Below are 19,271 nucleotides of genomic sequence, written 5' to 3'. Positions count from 1 at the left end.
GGAACCTCCTTTGATCCAGACCTTGCAGGCGTGTGGCTTCCTGGCTTGCGCCCACGGGCCGCCCACGGACCGGATGACCGCCCCTAACACCAAAGAAGCTGCAATGTTCCAGCGCATCGCCCAAGGCTCGTTCGCCATGCGTTCACCTCAGGTTGCAGCCTCGCCAAACCATCTTTGTTGAAGCAGAGGGAACAAACCTTTTGCCAAACAGTTCGGGGCGCCAAGGCCAACTGCGTAAGGAGTTGTCGTGAAACGCATACTGGTTACAGGAGGGTGCGGTTTCATCGGCCGCCACGTCGTCCAGGAACTCGTCGAACATGGTTATGCCGTCTGCATTCTCGATGCGCTGCTGGAACAGGTGCACGGCAGCGAGGCGATCAGCCTGCCGGCAGGAGCCGACCTGATCACAGGCGACGTTCGCGATCGCGCCGCCGTCGCCGAGGCGCTGCAGGGCGTCGACGCCACCGTTCATCTCGCCGCCGAGGTCGGCGTCGGCCAGTCCATGTACGAGATCGCCCGCTATGTCGGCGCCAACGACCTCGGCACCGCCACCCTGCTCGAGGCACTGATCAAGCATCCGGTCGAGAGGATCGTCGTCGCCTCGTCGATGAGCGTCTACGGCGAGGGTCTCTATGCCACGCCAGGCGGTCGGCGCGTCGACAATGCACGGCGGCAGGCCAGCGACGTCAAGAGCGGCCAATGGAATCCGCTGTCGGCGGCGGATGAAAGCCTGTCGCCGCTGCCGACAGACGAGGAAAAGCCGGTCGACCTCGCCTCGATCTATGCGCTGACGAAATATGCCCAGGAGCGCGCCGTGCTGATCTTCGGCGATGCCTATGGCGTCGATGCGGTGGCGCTGCGCCTGTTCAACGTGTTCGGCGCCGGACAGGCGCTGTCAAATCCTTACACCGGCGTTCTGGCGAATTTCGCTTCACGCCTCGCCAACGGCCAGCGGCCGATGATTTTCGAAGATGGCGAGCAGAAACGCGATTTCGTGCATGTGCGCGACGTCGCCCGCGCGTTCCGCCTGGCGCTGGAACAACGCCAGGCGCGCGGCCACGTCATCAACATCGGCAGCGGACGGGCCTATGCGATCAGCGAGGTCGCCCGGCTGCTCGCCGACGCCATGGGTGTGCCGGACCATCGGCCTGAAATTCTCGGCAAGGCGCGCGCCGGCGATATCCGCAATTGCTTCGCCGACATCTCGAAGGCGCGCGAACTGCTCGGTTTCGAGCCGCAGCACCGGCTGGAGGATTCACTCGACGAGTTCGTCGCATGGGTGCGCAACACGGTCGCCATCGACCGCGGCGCCGACATGAAACGGGAACTCGAAGAGCGGGGACTGGTATCATGAGGCCGGACGGTTTTCGTGAAGCGCCGGTTGCCATCGTCGGCGGGAGCGGCTTCATCGGCTCGAACCTCGCCGACAGCCTGTTGTCGGATGGGGTGCCGGTGCTGGTCATCGACAATCTCAGCCGCCCGGGCGTCGACCAGAACCTGGCTTGGCTGACGCAGAAGCACGGCAATCAACTTGCCGTGGAAACCGCTGATGTCCGGGACGAAGACGTGCTGGCGCCGCTTTTGGCGCATGCCAGGGCGATATTCCATCTCGCCGCGCAAACCGCCGTCACCACGAGCCTGGCCCAGCCAAGCGAAGATTTCGACATCAATCTGCGCGGGACCTTCAACGTTTTGGAAGCGGCTCGCCGCAGCGGCAGACGCATTCCCGTGATCTTCGCCAGCACCAACAAGGTCTATGGCGGCCTGCCCGATGTCACAGTGCGCGAAGAGGACGATCGGTGCGTGCCCTGCGATGCCGGCATCCGCGCCAACGGCATAGACGAGGCCTGCGGCCTGGATTTCTGCACCCCCTATGGCTGCTCCAAAGGCGCGGCCGACCAATATGTGCTCGATTATGCCAAGTCGTACGATCTGCCGACCGCGGTCCTGCGCATGAGCTGCATTTACGGGCCGCGCCAGTTCGGCACGGAGGACCAAGGCTGGGTCGCCCATTTTCTGCTCAGCGCGCTTTCCGGCCGGCCGATCACGATCTACGGCAACGGCAAGCAGGTGCGCGATATCCTTCATGTCAGCGACGCCGTTGCGGCCTATCGCGGGGTACTTGCCCGGATCGACGACATCAAGGGCCAGGCATTCAATCTCGGTGGCGGACCGGACAACGCCGTCAGCCTGCGCATGCTGATCGAAGAGATCGGCGAGCTGACCGGGCGGAGCCTCGCGATCCGCTACGACCGGGAACGCACCGGCGACCAACCTTTCTTTGTCGCCGATACCCGCAAGTTAGAAGCGACGCTCGACTGGAAAGCGCATGTCTCCTGGCGCGACGGCGTCCGCGATCTCGCCGACTGGCTCCGGCGTCATCGCCTCGAACCTGAACCAGCGAGGTACGTGGCATGAAAGTCGCCCTGGTCAATCCGTTCTGGACCTACGAGGACAGCATCTATTTCGGCTGCCGCCAGCCACATCTGCCGCTGGAATTGGGCTACTCGAAAGCCTCGCTGGAGGCCGACGGCCATCAGGTGCTGATGCTGGACGGGCAAATCCAGAAGCTCGACAACGCGGCACTTGCCGATGGCGTCGCCGCTTTCGCACCGGCCATGACCGTCGTCAGCACGGCGCCGACCTATTTGTTTTGGCGCTGCGCGCCGCCCGAGCTGCGTGTACCAGCCGACTTCCTCAACCGCCTCGCCCGGCGGGGCGGCCGCACAGTGGCTGTCGGGCCGCACGGCTCGGCGACGCCGGCGCCGACGCTGCGCAAGCTGGGCGTCGATGTCGTCGTGCGCGGCGAATGCGAAGAGGTCGTCGCAGAACTCGCCCGCCGTCACGATTGGAGCGCCGTGCCCCACACCGCTCATCTCGACCAGGGAGAACTTGTCGGCAATGGCGGCGTTCACGCCAGTTCGTTTGTCGATCATCCGCCGCTCAGCTGGCCGTCCGATTGGATAGCCGCGCATTCGCACCATCACCACCGATTCGATGATAATCAGCTGGGTTTCGGCGCGGAGGTCGAGGCATCTCGCGGCTGCCCCTACAATTGCAGCTTCTGCGCCAAGATGGATTTCCGCGACGCCTACCGCCGCAGGAGCCACGATGCGATCATCGCTGAAATCGATCTGCTGATCGGGCAAGGCGTCGGCTACATCTATTTTATCGACGAGATATTCCTGCCGCAGAAGGCGCTGCTGGAGGCACTGGTCGATCGCGACGTCAAGTTCGGCGTGCAGACCCGCATCGATCTTTGGAAGCCGGAGCTCCTGGAATTGCTTGGTGCGGCCGGCTGCGTTTCGATCGAAGCCGGCCTTGAAAGCCTGACGGTGGAAGGCCGGGCCATGCTGGCAAAGCGTTGCCGGCTGGACACCGAGGAACTGGCCGCTTTGCTGGTCGATGCACGACGTCACGTTCCGTTCGTCCAAGCCAATCTGATCGGCGTCGTCGAGGACGATCCGGCTCTGGTCGACCACTGGCGCAAGCACCTCATTGACCGCGGCGTTTGGGCTAACGAGCCGGTGCCGCTCTATCCCTATCCCAGTTCGCCCAGCTATCGCGAGCTTTGGGGCGAGCCCGACGATCTCGCCTGGGAGCGCGCCCACGAACATTATCTAGCCTCGTTCCGGACCTTCAGCGACATCCAGGAGAAGCGCCCGCGAGCGCTGGCCGATTTGGAGGCGACATGTTGCAGTCACTGATCCGCCGCCCGCGGCGAATCCTGATGACCGTCGATGCCGTCGGCGGCGTCTGGCGCTACGCGCTCGATCTGGCGCGGGAGTTGGCTCATGGCGGCGACAGCATCGTGCTCGCCGGGCTAGGTCCGGAACCGTCCGAAGAGCAGGCGAAGGAGGCACAGGCTTTCGCTGATTTGGCGTGGCTCAAGACACCGCCGGACTGGATGACCCGCAATGAGAACGATCTGGAAATGTTGCCGCAGGAACTGCGCGCGCTCGTTGGCGATCACGCGATCGACCTCGTCCATCTCAATGCGCCGACACAGGCCGTTGGACTTGATCTGCCCTGCCCGGTCGTGACGGTCTCGCACTCATGCGTCGTGACCTGGCTCCACGCCGTCAGGGGACAGGCTGTGGACGGCGAATGGGCCTGGCAGAAGGACCGTAACAGACGCGGTTTCGATGGGGCCAATGCGGTAATCGCGCCCAGCCGCAGCCATGCCGACATGCTCGAGGCCTGCTACGGGCCGATCGCCCGCCTGAGCGTTGTCAGCAACGGCACACGGCCGGGTCCAAAGGCAGAGCGACGCGAACCGGTGGTTCTCGCCGCCGCGCGCTGGTGGGACGAAGGAAAGAACGCAGCTACGCTGGACCAGGCAGCAGCGCTGACGAAATGGCCAGTCTTCGCTGCCGGGCCGATCGAGGGCGGCGATGGCCAACGCGTCAATTTCAGCAATGTCGTTGCTCTGGGCTCGGTCTGCCACGACGAGGTGCGTCGCTTGATGGCGCGGGCCGGCATCTTCGTATCGCCCTCCATTTATGAACCATTTGGCCTTGCCGCACTGGAGGCAGCCACATCAGCAACACCCCTGGTGCTTGCCGACATCCCGACCTATCGCGAATTGTGGAATGGCGCGGCCATGTTCTACGACGTCCGTGATCCAGGCGATCTCGCCAGGTGTATCGATTGTCTCTCTGACGACGCCCAACACAGGCACCGGCTCGGCGAAGCCGCCGCACGCCGAGCCCGCAGGTTTTCACCAGCAAGGCAAGCGGCGGCCATGCACGACATCTACGATCGGGCCGCCCTGGCCGTTGCGGAACGCTGACAATGCGGTTCCTGTTCTATACTCATTCGGCCGTTTCCGACTGGAACCACGGCAACGCACATTTCCTGCGCGGCATCATGCGGGAGCTTGTTGCACGCGGGCACCAGGCGATCGCGCTGGAGCCAGCAGACGGCTGGAGCCGTTCGAACCTGCTGGCAGAGAAAGGGCCCTACGCGGTCGAGCGCTTCAGAAAAGATTTTCCGGAGCTGATGTCGGTGACCTACGACGCGTCCTTCGACCATGAAGGCTGGATTGCCGACGCCGATGTGGTGATCGTCCACGAATGGACCGACCCGGACCTTGTCGCGCGCATCGGCAGGGCCAGGGCGAATGGAGGCGGTTTCACGCTTCTGTTCCATGACACCCACCATCGCGCCGTCTCGGCGACGCAGGCGATCTCGGCTCTGCGGCTGGAGCAATATGACGGCGTGCTGGCTTTCGGCGAGGCGTTGCGGCAAAGCTATTTGCGCGCCGGCTGGGGCAAACGTGCTTTCACCTGGCACGAGGCGGCGGATGAGCGCCTGTTCAGGCCGCACCCGGGGATCGACCCGACAGCCGACCTGATCTGGATCGGCAACTGGGGCGATGACGAGCGCAGTGCCGAAATCAAGGAATTCCTGATCGATCCAGTCGAAGAACTTGGCCTGCGTGGCACTGTTCATGGCGTGCGCTATCCACGCGAAGCGCTCGCCGATCTTGCCGCCGCCGGCCTGAGTTACGAAGGCTGGATTGCCAATGCCGACGTGCCCAAGGCATTCGCGGCCCACCGCGTTACCGTTCACATCCCGCGGCGCCCATATCGGGAGACCCTGCCCGGCATCCCGACGATCCGCATGTTCGAGGCGCTCGCCTGTGGCATCCCGCTCGTTTCGGCGACTTGGGCCGATGTCGAACAACTCTTCAGGCCAGGCATCGACTTTCTTTTCGCGCGCGACGGTTCCGAGATGTGCCGCCATCTTCGCGACGTGCTGGACGATGCTGACCTGGCCGCCTCCCTGGTGAGATCCGGCCTCGAAACCATCGGGAGGCGACACACTTGCCGGCACCGGGCGGACGAGCTGTTCGACGTGCTCGCCGAATGCGGCAACCGCCAAGCCATCGATCGCATCGCCAAAGAGGAGACAGTCGCATGAAGATTGCATTTTATGGATCGAGCCTGCTGTCGTCCTATTGGAACGGCGCGGCGACTTATTACCGTGGATTGCTGAAGGCTCTTTCTCAACTTGGCTACGAGATCACGTTCTATGAACCGGACGTCTACGACCGGCAGAAGAACCGCGATATCGAGGCACCGGATTGGTGCAACGTCGTCATCTACGAGGCGACCCCGCATGCGCTGATGCAGGTGGCAGCAAGCGCAGGCGAAGCTGATATCGTCGTCAAGGCCAGCGGAGTCGGCTTCGAAGACGAGGCGCTGCTGCGCACCGTACTCGACCACGCCCGGACGGATGCGCTGACAGTGTTCTGGGATGTCGACGCACCGGCCACTCTGGGCCAATTGCGCGACGAGCCGGATCACCCCCTGCACCGCGCGTTGCGGGAGATCGACCTGGTCCTCACCTATGGCGGCGGCGATCCGGTCGTCTGGGCCTATCGTGCGCTGGGGGCTGCCGAATGCGTGCCGATCTATAACGCGCTCGATCCCGAAACGCACCATCCGGTCGCGAAGGACAAGCGTTTCGCCTGCGACCTCGCCTTTCTCGGCAACCGACTGCCGGACCGTGAAGCACGCGTCGAAGCCTTCTTCCTCGATCCGGCCAACCGTTCGGGCGATCAGCGTTTCCTGCTCGGCGGATCTGGTTGGGGTGACAAGCAGCTGCCGGCAAATGTCGCATGGCTCGGCCACGTCGGGACGCGGGACCACAATGCGTTCAACGTCACCCCCAAGGCGGTGCTGAACATCAGCCGCGACAGCATGGCCGCCAACGGCTTTTCGCCTGCCACGCGCGTCTTCGAGGCTGCCGGTGCCGGCGCATGCCTCATCACCGATGCCTGGCTCGGCGTCGAATTGTTCCTGGCCCCCGGGGAAGAGATCCTGGTGGCGCGCGATGGTAATGATGTCACTGAGATCTTGCGCACCCTCACCCCCCAGCGGGCAAGGGCGATCGGCGCATCTGCGCTTCGGCGTGTTCTCGCCGAGCATACCTATGCGTTAAGGGCCGCTGTCGCCGACGCTGTCTTCAGGCGTCATTTCGAGCGCCCCACCGTGGAGGCAGCGGAATGACCCAGCGGCTCGACATCGTCTTTCTTGGCCTGTCGTTGTCCTCTTCATGGGGAAACGGCCATGCCACGACCTTTAGGGGGTTGCTGAAGGGCCTGCACGAGCTCGGCCATCGCGTCACCTTCCTGGAGCGCGACGTGCCGTGGTATGCGAACCATCGCGATCTGCGCGACCCGGATTTCTGCACGTTGCGCTACTACGAAACGACGAACGATCTTCGTCGGACCTATGCCGGCTGTCTGCAACAGGCCGATGTCGTAGTGGTCGGGTCGTTCGTTCCGGAGGGGCGAGCCGTCATCGACATCGTCGCGTCCCTGTGCACGGGCCAGTTCTGCTTCTACGACATCGACACGCCGGTCACGCTGGCCAAGTTCGCCGCGGATGATTGCGACTACCTATGCCGGCGGCAGATCCCGTATTTCGACGTCTATTTCTCGTTCACCGGCGGGCCAACACTCGCCCGATTGGCGGCGGACTTCGGTGCACGGTGCGCCGAGCCGCTCTACTGCTCCGTCGACCCGGAGCGGCATCGCAGAACGACCGATCCGATCTGCTGGGACCTTGGCTATCTCGGCACTTACAGCTCGGACCGGCAGGCGACGCTGGATGCTCTCCTGCTCGAACCGGCAAGACGCATGCCGGACCGTCGCTTCGTCGTGGCCGGCTCGCAATTCCCGTCCGAGACCGTCTGGCCAAGCAACGTCGATCGCATCGAGCACCTGCCGCCGGCGGACCACGCCTCGTTCTACAGCCGCCAGCGCTATACGTTGAACGTCACGCGCAGCTCCATGATAGCGGCTGGGTGGTCTCCCAGCGTACGCCTCTTCGAGGCGGCTGCCTGTGGCACAGCGATCATCAGCGATCGCTGGACCGGTCTGGACAGCTTCTTTCCGACAGCCACGATCAACACGGCGGGCCAAGCCGAAGACGTGATCGATATCCTGTCCAGCCAATCCGACCGCGTCAGGCTTGCTTTGGCCAAGCGAGCGCGTGCAACGATCCTGGCGGCACATACAAGCGCCGCGAGAGCCCGCGAATTCGTTTCGCTGCTGGCGCGGCCAAGATCGGCACGTCCAGCGCTCGATCTGAACATCGAAAGTGCAGCATGACTGGCAGACAGGAGAAAATAGAGATGCGGCAATCAAGAAGGACACAACGGACCAGAACGGCGCTTGTCGCCGGCGGCGCGGGTTTCCTCGGTTCGCATCTTTGCGAGACACTGCTTCAGGCCGGGTGCCGTGTGATCTGTGTCGACAATTTTCTTACCGGTCGGATGGAAAACATCGTCTCGATGCTGGACAGTCCTCGTTTCCGGCTGATCGAGCAGGATATTTGCCGACCATTGGACCTTGCTGAGCCGGTCGACCGCATTTTCAACCTGGCGTGCGCCGCATCGCCGCCGCGCTACCAGGCTGACCCGATTCACACCACGCGGACCTGCGTGATCGGAACCCTCAATCTGCTTGAGCTTGCCGCCCGAAACAATGCGCGCCTCCTGCAGGCATCGACAAGCGAAGTGTATGGCGATCCGGAACAGCACCCGCAAACGGAAGACTATGTAGGTCACGTGAACTGCACTGGTCCTCGTGCCTGCTATGACGAGGGCAAGCGAACCGCCGAAACCTTGTGCTTCGACTATTTGAGAACCGAAACGGCCGACATCCGGGTCGCGCGCATCTTCAACACCTATGGTCCGCGGATGGATCCTGCCGACGGCCGGATCGTCTCGAACCTGGTGATGCAGGCGCTCGAGAAGAAACCGCTGACGATTTTCGGCGACGGGCTGCAGACCAGGTCGTTCTGCTACGTCTCCGATCTGGTCGAGGGTCTGGTCCGCCTCATGGATGTTGATCCCAATCCGAGTCAACCGGTCAATTTGGGCAATCCCGGGGAATTCACCGTTCTTCAACTGGCCGGATTGGTGAGGGATATGACCCACAGCAACTCGGCCTTCAAATTCCTGCCACTGCCGCAAGACGATCCTCGCCGGAGGCAACCGGACATTTCCCGTGCAAAAGCCCTTCTCGACTGGTCGCCAAAGGTGCCACTCAAGCAAGGCCTGATGCAGACGATCAGCTATTTCATGGAGCTCGAGGCCAGCCGTAACGAGGATCGAATCTCCCCAATTGCGACAAGCGTGAGGTCCGTTTCAAGCCGACTGCAAAACCTGCCGGCCTGAAGTCGGGGAGAGCTATGCCCTCGGGCATGGTGAGACTCCCGACAGGCGTCTTCACTTTTTCTCATTGTGGGAACATCCGGTCTAGCTCACCGTTGGGCGAATATCGGCAGGGAGAACGGACCCGTGCATCGAAAACGATCCGCCAGGGACATCGAGCAAATGGCAGAACGGGAAGCGGCTGCCTTTCTGAGACGTGCCTCGATCACCTATCTCGAATGCTGTGTGAGCCTGATGATGACGCATCTTGAGCGCGAGGAAGTGGCCTCCATCCTGGAAAAAGAAGCGGATATGCTGCGAACGCTCGATTGAGGCTCGCGTCGCTCAGGCTTCGATCGGCCCAGGCAACGCAAAATACAGGGCGCAGCTTTGATCCGAAGAGGTTGGTGATTTTTCCAGGTCGCAAGGAACATTCCTGGCAGCTGACAGTTCGGCGCGAGGAACTTACCTTCAACAGCGATGGCGGCAGTTTCGTGGGATCAAAAAAAGTACGGATTGGAATAGCCGGCGTCGGCAATTGCGCATCCTCCCTTGTCCAGGGCCTCTCATATTATCGGGACGCCAGAGGCAATGAGCCGATACCGGGCCTGATGCATGCTGATCTTGGCGGCTATCATGTCGCCGATATCGAGGTGGTTTGTGCTTTCGACGTCGCCAAGGGCAAAGTTGGGCGTGATGTGGCCGAAGCCATATACAATGCGCCCAACAATACCTTCCGCTTTGCCGATGTTTCGGCAACCGGCGTTCGCGTCGAGCGCGGACCGACGCTTGACGGCATCGGCAAATATCTGCGCGATGCGATCGAGGAGGCAGAAGAGCCGGTCGCGAATGTCAGCGCGCTGCTTCGGGAAAGCGGCGCCGACGTACTGGTCTCATATCTGCCGGTCGGCTCCGAAGAAGCCACGCGTTTTTATGCAGAGTGCGCGCTCGAGGCCGGCTGCGCCTTCGTCAACTGCATACCGGTCTTTATCGCATCGCGGCCGGAATGGCGCCGGCGCTTTGAACAGCGCGGTCTGCCGCTGGTCGGCGACGATATCAAAAGCCAGGTCGGCGCGACGATCGTCCACCGCTTGCTTGCCAATCTGTTCCGCGAGCGCGGCGTCCGCATCGACCGCACCTACCAGCTGAATTTCGGCGGCAACACCGATTTCCTCAACATGCTGGAACGCGAGCGGCTGGAATCGAAGAAAATCTCCAAGACACAATCCGTAGCCAGCCAGTTCGACGTCCCCCTGGAGGCCGGCAACATCCATGTCGGCCCCAGCGACCATGTGCCCTGGCTCACCGATCGAAAATGGGCCTACATCCGCGTTGAAGGCACGACGTTCGGCGGCGTGCCGCTGAATGCAGAACTCAAACTGGAAGTATGGGATTCGCCCAACTCGGCCGGAGTCGTTATCGACGCTGTCCGCTGCGCCAAACTGGCGCTTGACCGCGGCATCGCGGGGGCGCTGACCGGCCCTTGCAGCTATTTCATGAAGTCGCCGCCCGAGCAGTTCACCGATGCCGAGGCACGCCTGCGCACGCTGTCTTTCATCGCCGGGAGGGACGAGCCGATGCTTGATGCCGCGGAATGACGACGACGTTCTTCTTGATCCGCCATGCGGCGCACGACAATGTCGGCGACTATCTTGCCGGACGCATGGCTGGAGTTTGCCTCGGCGAAACCGGCAGGGCACAAGCATCGCGCCTTGCCAGCCACGTGGCGGCGCGGCCGCTGGCGGCCATCTGTTGCAGCCCGCGCGAACGAACACTGGAAACCGCAAAACCGATCGCAATCGCCTGCAATCGCGAGAAGATTACAATCCGCGAGGAACTCGATGAGATCGACTTCGGCGCGTGGTCGGGCAAGACCTTCGAAGAGTTGAGCCAGGACGCCGACTGGCTGACGTGGAACAGTCAACGCCAGCAGGCGAGGACGCCCGGCGGCGAGACAATGCTGGACGTCCAGCAACGTGTCGTCTCGCTGATGCAGCAGCTTCGCAAACTCTACCAGAACCAGTCCGTGGCACTGGTCAGCCATGCCGACGTGATCAAAGCCGCCGTCTGCAAGGTGCTCGGCTTGCCGCTGGGAGACTGTTTTCGCTTCGATATCGACCCCGCTTCGATCACCACGGTCGTGTCCGGTGACTGGGGCTCCAAGCTGATCCGACTGAACGAAGCCGCCTGACGAGGACTGCCGGATGCGTATGGTCATTTTCGGTCTCACCGTCACCTCCTCGTGGGGAAACGGACACGCGACGCTGTGGCGCGGGCTGATCCGTGCGCTCGGTCGCCTGGGCTGGTCGGTCAGCTTTTTCGAACGCAATACCCCGTACTATGCCGGCGCACGCGATCTTGACCATCTCGATGGCGGCAATGTCGTTCTCTATCCGGACTGGGAGGACATTCGCCATGTCGCGGAACAGGCTATCGGGGAATCCGACGTCGTCATCGTCACGTCCTATTGCCCCGACGCCGTGGAGGCATCGCGCCTGGCGCAGCAGGCCTGTCGCGGGCTGAAGGTTTTCTACGATCTCGACACCCCCGTCACGCTCGCCCGGATAGAACAAGGTCTACGACCGGCCTATTACGGGCCCGATGGCCTTCACGATTTCGACCTCGCCCTCAGTTATACGGGGGGAACCGCAATCGATGCGCTGAAAACGCTGCTGGGCGCCCGCCGAGTCTTGCCTCTCTACGGCCATGTCGATCCCGACCGACACCGGCCGGCCCAGCCCCGGGCTGAATTCGCCGGGGATTTGTCCTATCTCGGAACGTATGCGGCCGATCGCCAGGCCGGCGTCGAAAAGCTGCTGGTCCGCACGGCAGCGCGCCTGCCGGACCGCCGTTTCGTCATCGGCGGCGCCCAATATCCGCATGAATTTCCGTGGGGCGAAAACATCTTCTTTGTCAGGCACCTTCCGCCTGCGGATCATCCGGCCTTCTTCTGCTCATCGCGCCTGACGCTGAACGTGACGCGCGAGGCGATGGCCAAGAGGGGCTGGTGTCCTTCGGGCAGGCTGTTCGAGGCGGCAGCCTGCGGCGCGGCGATCGTGAGCGACACCTGGCCCGGGCTGAGCAGTTTTTTCCAGCCCGGCAGCGAGATCATCCTGGCGGACAGCACCGACGACGTGGTCGCGGCAGTCGGCTTGCCTGACAGCGAAGTCGACGCCATCCGGCGCCGGGCGCGCGAGCGGGTGTTGGACGAACACACCTCTGCGCAGCGCGCCAGGGAACTGGACCGCCTCCTGTCCGATTCATTGCCGGGCTTGGGACAGGGCTTGGCGGCGGGCGAGCCGTTGAAGGAAGCAATCTGATGTTGGGCATCGTGCCCGCCGCCGGCCGCGGCAGCCGCATTCAACCGCTCGGCTTCTCAAAGGAGCTCCTGCCGGTCGGCAGCCGCATCGACGGCCAGACCGAGCGTCCTTGCGCGGTGAGCGAGTATCTGGTGCGTCGCATGGTGCGCAACGGTGTCGACAAGATCTGCTTCGTCATCGGATCGGGAAAATCAGACATTCTCGAATACTACGCCGCCGGCTACGGCGACGCCGCCGCATTGTTTGTCGTGCAGCCCAACCCCGTCGGTCTTTGCGACGCGATCTTCCGCGCCGCGCCGCTGGTCGCGCCGGACGAGACGGTTCTGGTCGGCCTGCCCGACACGATCTGGTTTCCGGAAGATGGCTTTTGCCGCCTGCCGGACGACCGGCTGTCGTTTTTGCTCTTCCCGGTGGATCACCCGGAACTCTTCGATGCCGTCGTTCTCGACGGGGATGACCGGGTGAAGGAGATCCAGGTCAAGCAACAAGGCGCTGCATCGAACTGGATCTGGGGGGCCTTCAAGATGCCGGGCCGCATACTTCACCAGCTTGCCGCGCTTTGGCGCGAGCGGGATCAAAGCGACGAATATGTCGGCACCCTTATCAACGCCTATCTGGCGGCCGGCGGTGAGGCTTGCGGCGTCAAGGCAGGCACCGCCTATGTCGACGTCGGCACGTTCAACGGCTACCGCACCGCACTTCGGCTGCTCGAGAACAACGACACTCCGTTGGAGGACACGAAAAACCTCATGTTCGTGCTGCCGGGGCAAGCGCAGATACCAAGCCATCCAGGCGAAGGAGGCTAGCCATGCTGCATTCGAACGCCGAAATCCGCCGCCGCATCGATGCCCTTGGCCCGTGGTTCCACAACATGGAACTGGCGGGCGTCGAAACCGCCCCCGACCATTTCCTCGGCAATTATCCGCTGATCAAATGGCGCAAGTTCGCCGACGCCATTCCTGCCGATCTGTCCGGCAAGGCCGTGCTCGACATAGGCTGCAACGCCGGCTTCTACTCGATCGAAATGAAGCGACGCGGCGCCGGCCGCGTCCTCGGCATCGACTTCGATGAAGCCTATCTGGCGCAGGCGCGCTTCGCCGCCGAAATCGCTGACTGCGACATCGAATTCCAGCAGCTTTCGGTCTACGACGTTGGCGCCCTGCGGGAGAAATTCGACATCGTCCTGTTCATGGGCGTGCTTTATCACCTGCGCCACCCGCTGCTCGCTCTCGATCTGATCCGGGAGCACGTTGCGGGCGACCTGATGATCTTCCAGTCCATGCAGCGCGGCAGCATCGAACTGCCTGCACTCGATGAGAATTATCCTTTCTGGACCCACGATCTGTTCGACCGGCCGGAGTTTCCGAAGCTGCATTTCATCGAGCATCGCTATGCCGACGACCCGACCAACTGGTGGATTCCCAATCGCGCCTGCACAGAGGCGATGCTGCGCAGCGCCGGCTTCGAGATCGTGCTGCACCCGGAGCAAGAGGTTTATTTCTGCGGCGCCGCCGGTGAGCCGGCCTGCGGCGGCGCCGTCTACCCGTCGAAAGGACCACTTCATGATTGAAGCTGCGATGATCTGGAACGAGCCGAACAACAAATCCCATTGGGATCCCGAACTCGACCCCGACTGGAGTCGCTTCGCCAACATGGCAATACTGGCCGCCGATGCGATCGCATCGGCAAACCCGGCCGTGACCAGGATACTGGGCGGCATTTCGCCGATCGATGCCGATTTCATGGCGCTCATGAAGCAATACGGGGTGCTCGATCATGTCGATGCCGTCGGTGTGCATGGTTTCCCACTCGACTGGAATCTCTGGCAGATTCAGGAATGGCCGCAGAAGATCGGCGAGATTTCGACCGTTACCGATCTTCCCGTATGGGTCAGCGAAGTTGGCGTGTCGAGCTTCGGGGCGGAGGAGGTGCAGCTCTGGGGTTTGCGTCGGAGCGCCGAACTGCTGCTCGGCAATGCCTCGCGCGTGCAATGGTACAGCCTCTACGATCTTCCGCGCGAATGGGGGGCAACGACGCGTCATCGCGAGGCCGAAGGCTCCTCCTACTACCGCCACTTCTACATGGGCCTGCTCCGCGAAGATGGCACGCCCAAACCCGCGCTCGAAGAATTCCTGCGTTACTTACCCGGGATGGGGCTGGTGCAATGGTTCCACTTTGAAGATCCGCGGCTGGACGACGCCGTCGCCTGGATGAAACGGCTGGGCGTCACCAATCTGCGCACCGGGCTTTCCTGGGCCGACAGTTTCAGGCCGAATGCGCTGGATTGGTACGACCGGCAGATGGAAGCACTTGCCGATTTCGACGTGACCATCACCTTCTGCTTCACGCCGGAGCACCGCGGAGTGATGCCGCATCACACCAGTCCGCCGCTGGTGCCGGAGGAATTTGCGGAGTTTTGCGCGACGATGACCCGCCGCTATGCTCCCGCCATGGCTGCCTCGCCGGTCAGAGCGGTGCGGGCTTCGGCAGCATGAGTGTGTCATGCAACACGCAGCTGGCAGATCCGGACCGCTTGCCGAATTCGCGGCCTTGTTGCTGGGTGCTGCTCCGCACCGTTCAGACGGTGCTGAGATCATGATCGTTGTCGCGCATCCGGACGACGAAACCATCGGCATCGGCGGGCATCTTGCCGGCTTGCGCGGATCTCGCATCGTTCATGTCACCGATGGCGCGCCGCGAGACCTTGAAGACGCGCGAGCATACGGCTTCGAGACGTGGCAGGACTATGCCGAGGCCCGCCATCGGGAGTTGGAGGCGGTGCTAGCGGCAGCGGGATTGCCGTCGACGGCCCTGATCAGCCTCGGTTATCCCGACAAGCAGGCCGCCGGAAATCTTGGCTCGCTCGCACGGGAACTGACCGGCCTTTTGGCCGAGCGCGATGTCAGCTTCGTTTGCACGCATCCTTATGAAGGTGGTCACCCCGATCATGACGCGACCGCCTTTGCCGTCCATGCGGCCTGCCATTTGCTGCGCCGCGACGGACGCCAGGCACCGGCCATCGTCGAAATGGCGTTCTATTCGGCCGGGCCTGAGGGTGCGGTCCTTCAGGATTTCAACAGTCATTCCGGCAGCGAGCGCATCGAATTGCACCTTACGGAAGCGGCTTTCGAACGGAAGCAGTGCATGCTGGCCTGCCACCGGACACAGCAACGGACGCTGGCGCCGTTCACGGCGCGCATCGAACGTTTCCGGGTGGCGCCTGCCTATGATTTCCTGGCGCTGCCGAACAGCGGCAGGCTTTATTACGAGGCGCTGCCGCTCGGCTTCGAGCCGGCGGTTTGGCTTCACGCCGCGGCCGCTGCGCATGAGGAGCTTGGGCTCGACCGGCCATGACCCTCACCGTCCTGAACGTCGCCTACCCTCTCGCGCCAGTCGGCCCGGATGCGGTTGGCGGTGCCGAGCAGGTGCTGTCGATGCTCGACCAGGCACTCGTGCGCGCGGGACACGCTTCCATCGTGATCGGTTGCCAGGGCTCGAAAGCGGCGGGCGTGCTCATCGAGACGCCTGCTGAACCAGGTGTGCTCGACGATGCGGCGAAGAAACGCGCACAGCGCTCTCACCGCACCGCGATAGAAGTCGCACGCGCCCGTTGGCCGATCGACGTGGTTCATCTGCACGGCATCGATTTTGATGCCTATCTGCCTGATGATGGCCCGACCCTGGTAAGCCTGCACCTGCCGCTCGACTGGTATCCCGCCGATGCCTTGCGCACGGTCCGCGACGATCTATGGCTTCACGCCGTCTCGATGGCCCAACAGAGGACCGCGCCGCCGGGTGCCAGGCTGCTGGCACCCATTCCAAACGGCGTGGATATCGATGCGCTGAGCGGTCGGCAGTTCAAGCGCAACTTCGCGCTGGTGCTCAGCCGCATTTGCCCGGAAAAGGGCATCCACCTGGCACTGGACGCGGCCAAACAGGCTGGCGTGCGGCTGATCATCGGCGGCAAGGTCTACCCTTACGAAACGCACACGCTGTACTTTCGTGACGAAGTCCAGCCGCGCCTCGACCAGCGCCGCCGCTTCCTCGGTCCGCTCGGCTTCGTCGCGAAGCGGCACTTTCTCAACGCCGCCCGCTGCCTGGTCATTCCCAGCCTTGCCGCGGAAACCAGCTCGCTTGTCGCGATGGAGGCTCTCGCCTGCGGCACGCCGGTCGTCGCCTTTCCAAACGGTGCGCTGCCGGATGTGGTCGAACACGGCAAGACGGGCTTTCTGGTCAACGACATCCATGAGATGGCGGAGGCCATCGTCGCAGCCTCCGGCCTGAATGCCGAGACATGCCGGGCCGAGGCGCGGCGGCGCTTTTCGCTCGACCAAATGATTTCGTCTTACATGGACGCCTACCAGGCGCTGGCAGGGCTTGGTGCCGGCCGCAGGCGCCTGGCGGCGGTGCAGTGAGCGGCTTTCATGCTCCGCTCCGAGATCATCGACGATCCGGCCGCCTTTGAGGCGCTGGCGCCGCGCTGGCGGGAGCTGTGGGCGCATAGCCGGACAGCGACGCCGTTCCAAAGCCCCGCCTGGCTGGTGCCGTGGTGGCGCGCATTCGCGCCCGGAGAGCTGGCGACGATCGCCGTCTGGCGAGGCGACGATCTGGTGGGATTGGCACCGCTTTACCTGGAACACGCAACTTGCGGGTCGAGACTGCTTCCGGTTGGGATTTCGTTGAGCGACTACCTGGATGTCCTGTGTTGCCCCGGCATCGAAGCGGCTGTCGCCGCCGTCATCGCCGACCGGGTTCTGGCGATCAATTGGTCGCAATGGATCTTACCGGACCTGCCGGCCGGTGCTGCCGGTCTCACTATCGCGCACCCTGCGCTGGAGGCGGATCAACCGGTCGACCACGCCGCTTGTCCCGTGCTGCCGATCGCTGGCGACGATGCGCTCGCGGTCTGCATTCCGGCGCGGCGAAGACGCCAGTTGCGCCGCGCGCACAATGCCGCACGCCGGCGCGGCTGCGTCTCCATCATACCGGCGCAGGCCGATCTCAAAGCGTTTTTCGATCACCTGATCCGCCTTCACGGCGCGCGTTGGGCCGGGCGCGGCGACGGCGTCCTGGCCGATCCGGCTGCAGAAGAATTCCATCGGCAGGCGCTTCCCATGCTTGCCGCACAGGGTCTTGTCCGATGCTGGCTTGTTGCCATCGACGATGCGGTCGTCGGCGCCTATTACGGATTTCATCATCGCCACCGCGCCTACGCCTACCTTGGCGGTTTTGATCCGGCCTATGCCGAGGAAAGTCCCGGCGCAATCCTGATCGGTCACGCGATTGCCGAAGCGGCTCGTGAAGGGGCGCGGGAGTTCGATTTTCTGCGCGGCCAGGAGAGCTACAAGTATGGCTGGGGGGCCGTCGACCAATGGACAATGCGAAAGGTCTGGACGCGGAGCATGGCTCGATGAGCGCCACCGGACGAAAGCCATCGCCCCAGGCGGCATCGACCGCAAAAATGCTGATCGAGGAGTGCATGGCCGACGGCGCCTGCGTCGACGCCATCATTGCCAGACTGGCGCTGCGCTTCGAGACCGGGGTCGATGCCGCAGAATTGGCCGATGTGGCGCTGGAGATGCGTTCAGCCGACCTGCGAAAACGCGACAGACTGGAGCGGATCGCCGATCTGCTTCGTCACAGGCCTGACATCTTCACCACGCTGCGCCAAACAGGTGCCGCCGTCCGCCACGAACGCGATGAATGGGAAACTGACGCCGCGGTCGTCAGGCGGCTGGCCGCCGGCTTTGATGCCGCGGCGACGATTTCCCAGGCGGCGAGCGTTCAACTGTCTTCGCTGGGAGACGAGGAGAAACTCACCGCCGCCACCGACGAGATCGTCGCATGGTTGCAGCGGCAAGGCTTCACCGGCCCCGACCAGGACATACTGGACATTGGTTGTGGCATCGGCCGCTTCGAAAGCGCGCTCTCGGATGCCGCGCACCGGATCGTCGGCATCGACATATCCCTGGAGATGATTTCGGTCGCTCGTCGGCGATGTGCCGGGCTGCGCAATGTGGATCTGCGGCCGACCTTTGGTCTCGATCTCGCCGATTTTACCAACGCAAGCTTCGATTGCGTGCTGGCTGTCGACAGCTTCCCCTACCTGGTGCTGGCTGGCCTGGCGGAGCGGTATTTCGAGGAAATTGCGCGTGTTCTGAAACCGTCAGGCGCGGCAGCACTTCTGAATTACTCCTATCGCGGATCGACGGCGCTGGATCGTGCCGATGTTCACCGCCTCGCCGAAGCCCATGGCATGCAGGTCGTGGCTGACGGCGCGAAGCCGTTCCGGCTGTGGGACGGCAATGCCTTTCTTCTTGTGGCATCCGAGGGAACATTACGGCGCAATGATTGTTCGGGCGTCAAAGAGACGAGGGCGTCAAAGAGACAGGCGCACCAAACAGACAGGGCACCTGTGAGTGCCGACAATCCGAAGGAGGACTAGAAGGCATCCGGCGGCAAGATAGACATCACCTCTGCCGTCAAGATAAAGGCTCCGGCGGTCGGCGCGATGACCGATTTGGCCAAGGACAAGGTCAAGGAAACGCGGCTTTGCTTTGTCCAGCAGAGCCTGGGAAGCAGCTCACCGAGCAACGCCGGCTCGATGGCAATCGGATCAACTCCGATCAGTATCACGCCGCAGATCGTCTCTCCCAAGACTGACTGCTGCAACCGCAAACGCCAATCATGACCAGTGGCCAGTCGAGGTCACGAGAGTCGAAATGTCGAGCGCACCCGGCAACAGCGCCGGGAGGACCCGAGGGGAAAGCATAGGCTTCCCCG

The 19,271-nt window shown here is 63.1% G+C and carries 20 protein-coding genes; 19 read left to right on the top strand and 1 reads right to left on the bottom strand.

The genetic code is table 11. The features are described 5' to 3' along the window. Positions 1-247: 247 nt before the first annotated feature. The 19 genes from AC0L18_RS07980 to AC0L18_RS07890 all read left to right on the top strand — a co-directional run bounded on the left by AC0L18_RS07980 (position 248) and on the right by AC0L18_RS07890 (position 18,933). The gene (locus tag AC0L18_RS07980) at positions 248-1,354 is read left to right on the top strand and encodes an NAD-dependent epimerase/dehydratase family protein (RefSeq protein WP_473491473.1); all 1,107 of its coding nucleotides are present in this window, start codon (positions 248-250) and stop codon (positions 1,352-1,354) included. Next, complete coding sequence (locus tag AC0L18_RS07975; RefSeq protein ID WP_473491472.1) at positions 1,351-2,418, top strand: NAD-dependent epimerase/dehydratase family protein; 1,068 nt, start codon at positions 1,351-1,353, stop codon at positions 2,416-2,418. The genes AC0L18_RS07980 and AC0L18_RS07975 overlap by 4 nt, the downstream gene beginning before the upstream one ends. Further along, the gene (locus tag AC0L18_RS07970) at positions 2,415-3,707 is read left to right on the top strand and encodes a TIGR04295 family B12-binding domain-containing radical SAM protein (protein WP_473491471.1); all 1,293 of its coding nucleotides are present in this window, start codon (positions 2,415-2,417) and stop codon (positions 3,705-3,707) included. The genes AC0L18_RS07975 and AC0L18_RS07970 overlap by 4 nt, the downstream gene beginning before the upstream one ends. After that, a complete protein-coding gene (locus tag AC0L18_RS07965; protein WP_473491470.1) occupies positions 3,692-4,792 on the top strand; it encodes a glycosyltransferase family 4 protein in 1,101 nt (366 codons plus the stop codon). Before AC0L18_RS07970 ends, AC0L18_RS07965 begins: the two co-directional genes overlap by 16 nt. Positions 4,793-4,794: 2 nt before the next feature. After that, complete coding sequence (locus AC0L18_RS07960) at positions 4,795-5,925, top strand: CgeB family protein (protein WP_473491469.1); 1,131 nt, start codon at positions 4,795-4,797, stop codon at positions 5,923-5,925. Further along, positions 5,922-7,016, top strand: coding sequence for a CgeB family protein (locus AC0L18_RS07955; protein ID WP_473491468.1), 1,095 nt, complete (start codon positions 5,922-5,924; stop codon positions 7,014-7,016). Before AC0L18_RS07960 ends, AC0L18_RS07955 begins: the two co-directional genes overlap by 4 nt. Beyond that, positions 7,013-8,122, top strand: a complete 1,110-nt coding sequence (locus AC0L18_RS07950; protein ID WP_473491467.1) for a CgeB family protein — start codon at positions 7,013-7,015, stop codon at positions 8,120-8,122. Before AC0L18_RS07955 ends, AC0L18_RS07950 begins: the two co-directional genes overlap by 4 nt. Before the next feature lie 23 nt (positions 8,123-8,145). Next, a complete protein-coding gene (locus AC0L18_RS07945) occupies positions 8,146-9,192 on the top strand; it encodes a UDP-glucuronic acid decarboxylase family protein (RefSeq protein WP_473491466.1) in 1,047 nt (348 codons plus the stop codon). 159 nt (positions 9,193-9,351) lie between these two features. Further along, on the top strand, positions 9,352-9,501 hold the full coding sequence (locus tag AC0L18_RS07940) for a hypothetical protein (RefSeq protein WP_202363653.1): 150 nt from the start codon (positions 9,352-9,354) through the stop codon (positions 9,499-9,501). Positions 9,502-9,662: 161 nt separating this feature from the next. Continuing rightward, complete coding sequence (locus AC0L18_RS07935; RefSeq protein WP_473491610.1) at positions 9,663-10,766, top strand: inositol-3-phosphate synthase; 1,104 nt, start codon at positions 9,663-9,665, stop codon at positions 10,764-10,766. Further along, entirely contained in the window at positions 10,763-11,359 is a 597-nt protein-coding gene (locus AC0L18_RS07930; protein ID WP_473491464.1) for a histidine phosphatase family protein, read from the top strand. The genes AC0L18_RS07935 and AC0L18_RS07930 overlap by 4 nt, the downstream gene beginning before the upstream one ends. Before the next feature lie 13 nt (positions 11,360-11,372). Beyond that, positions 11,373-12,488: a CgeB family protein gene (locus tag AC0L18_RS07925; RefSeq protein WP_473491463.1), complete on the top strand. Its 1,116-nt coding sequence runs from the start codon at positions 11,373-11,375 to the stop codon at positions 12,486-12,488. After that, a complete protein-coding gene (locus tag AC0L18_RS07920; RefSeq protein ID WP_473491461.1) occupies positions 12,488-13,294 on the top strand; it encodes a sugar phosphate nucleotidyltransferase in 807 nt (268 codons plus the stop codon). The genes AC0L18_RS07925 and AC0L18_RS07920 overlap by 1 nt, the downstream gene beginning before the upstream one ends. Positions 13,295-13,296: 2 nt before the next feature. After that, on the top strand, positions 13,297-14,058 hold the full coding sequence (locus tag AC0L18_RS07915; protein ID WP_473491460.1) for a TIGR04290 family methyltransferase: 762 nt from the start codon (positions 13,297-13,299) through the stop codon (positions 14,056-14,058). Next, a complete protein-coding gene (locus AC0L18_RS07910) occupies positions 14,051-14,983 on the top strand; it encodes a glycoside hydrolase 5 family protein (protein ID WP_023801253.1) in 933 nt (310 codons plus the stop codon). The genes AC0L18_RS07915 and AC0L18_RS07910 overlap by 8 nt, the downstream gene beginning before the upstream one ends. A gap of 7 nt (positions 14,984-14,990) precedes the next feature. Further along, complete coding sequence (locus AC0L18_RS07905; RefSeq protein ID WP_473491458.1) at positions 14,991-15,842, top strand: PIG-L deacetylase family protein; 852 nt, start codon at positions 14,991-14,993, stop codon at positions 15,840-15,842. After that, on the top strand, positions 15,839-16,903 hold the full coding sequence (locus AC0L18_RS07900) for a glycosyltransferase (RefSeq protein ID WP_036262374.1): 1,065 nt from the start codon (positions 15,839-15,841) through the stop codon (positions 16,901-16,903). The genes AC0L18_RS07905 and AC0L18_RS07900 overlap by 4 nt, the downstream gene beginning before the upstream one ends. 9 nt (positions 16,904-16,912) lie before the next feature. Beyond that, the gene (locus AC0L18_RS07895; RefSeq protein WP_128172221.1) at positions 16,913-17,902 is read left to right on the top strand and encodes a GNAT family N-acetyltransferase; all 990 of its coding nucleotides are present in this window, start codon (positions 16,913-16,915) and stop codon (positions 17,900-17,902) included. Further along, the gene (locus AC0L18_RS07890) at positions 17,899-18,933 is read left to right on the top strand and encodes a class I SAM-dependent methyltransferase (protein WP_473491457.1); all 1,035 of its coding nucleotides are present in this window, start codon (positions 17,899-17,901) and stop codon (positions 18,931-18,933) included. The genes AC0L18_RS07895 and AC0L18_RS07890 overlap by 4 nt, the downstream gene beginning before the upstream one ends. Here the strand turns inward: AC0L18_RS07890 and AC0L18_RS07885 are convergent. Next, entirely contained in the window at positions 18,930-19,145 is a 216-nt protein-coding gene (locus AC0L18_RS07885; RefSeq protein WP_473491455.1) for a hypothetical protein, read from the bottom strand. The genes AC0L18_RS07890 and AC0L18_RS07885 overlap by 4 nt on opposite strands. Positions 19,146-19,271 lie beyond the last annotated feature (126 nt).

This window comes from Mesorhizobium sp. WSM4819, from assembly GCF_055811215.1.
This window is presented reverse-complemented; position numbering and strand designations above follow the sequence as displayed.

What these genes read in the sequence shown, in the direction of transcription:
- AC0L18_RS07955 (WP_473491468.1), top strand. Translation starts at nt 5,922, where the DNA reads ATGAAGATTGCATTTTATGGATCGAGCCTGCTGTCGTCCTATTGGAAC.
- AC0L18_RS07940 (WP_202363653.1), top strand. Translation starts at nt 9,352, where the DNA reads ATGGCAGAACGGGAAGCGGCTGCCTTTCTGAGACGTGCCTCGATCACC.
- AC0L18_RS07965 (WP_473491470.1), top strand. Translation starts at nt 3,692, where the DNA reads ATGTTGCAGTCACTGATCCGCCGCCCGCGGCGAATCCTGATGACCGTC.
- AC0L18_RS07890 (WP_473491457.1), top strand. Translation starts at nt 17,899, where the DNA reads ATGAGCGCCACCGGACGAAAGCCATCGCCCCAGGCGGCATCGACCGCA.
- AC0L18_RS07920 (WP_473491461.1), top strand. Translation starts at nt 12,488, where the DNA reads ATGTTGGGCATCGTGCCCGCCGCCGGCCGCGGCAGCCGCATTCAACCG.
- AC0L18_RS07910 (WP_023801253.1), top strand. Translation starts at nt 14,051, where the DNA reads ATGATTGAAGCTGCGATGATCTGGAACGAGCCGAACAACAAATCCCAT.
- AC0L18_RS07915 (WP_473491460.1), top strand. Translation starts at nt 13,297, where the DNA reads ATGCTGCATTCGAACGCCGAAATCCGCCGCCGCATCGATGCCCTTGGC.
- AC0L18_RS07900 (WP_036262374.1), top strand. Translation starts at nt 15,839, where the DNA reads ATGACCCTCACCGTCCTGAACGTCGCCTACCCTCTCGCGCCAGTCGGC.
- AC0L18_RS07895 (WP_128172221.1), top strand. Translation starts at nt 16,913, where the DNA reads ATGCTCCGCTCCGAGATCATCGACGATCCGGCCGCCTTTGAGGCGCTG.
- AC0L18_RS07905 (WP_473491458.1), top strand. Translation starts at nt 14,991, where the DNA reads ATGCAACACGCAGCTGGCAGATCCGGACCGCTTGCCGAATTCGCGGCC.
- AC0L18_RS07925 (WP_473491463.1), top strand. Translation starts at nt 11,373, where the DNA reads ATGCGTATGGTCATTTTCGGTCTCACCGTCACCTCCTCGTGGGGAAAC.
- AC0L18_RS07930 (WP_473491464.1), top strand. Translation starts at nt 10,763, where the DNA reads ATGACGACGACGTTCTTCTTGATCCGCCATGCGGCGCACGACAATGTC.
- AC0L18_RS07960 (WP_473491469.1), top strand. Translation starts at nt 4,795, where the DNA reads ATGCGGTTCCTGTTCTATACTCATTCGGCCGTTTCCGACTGGAACCAC.
- AC0L18_RS07970 (WP_473491471.1), top strand. Translation starts at nt 2,415, where the DNA reads ATGAAAGTCGCCCTGGTCAATCCGTTCTGGACCTACGAGGACAGCATC.
- AC0L18_RS07975 (WP_473491472.1), top strand. Translation starts at nt 1,351, where the DNA reads ATGAGGCCGGACGGTTTTCGTGAAGCGCCGGTTGCCATCGTCGGCGGG.
- AC0L18_RS07945 (WP_473491466.1), top strand. Translation starts at nt 8,146, where the DNA reads ATGCGGCAATCAAGAAGGACACAACGGACCAGAACGGCGCTTGTCGCC.
- AC0L18_RS07950 (WP_473491467.1), top strand. Translation starts at nt 7,013, where the DNA reads ATGACCCAGCGGCTCGACATCGTCTTTCTTGGCCTGTCGTTGTCCTCT.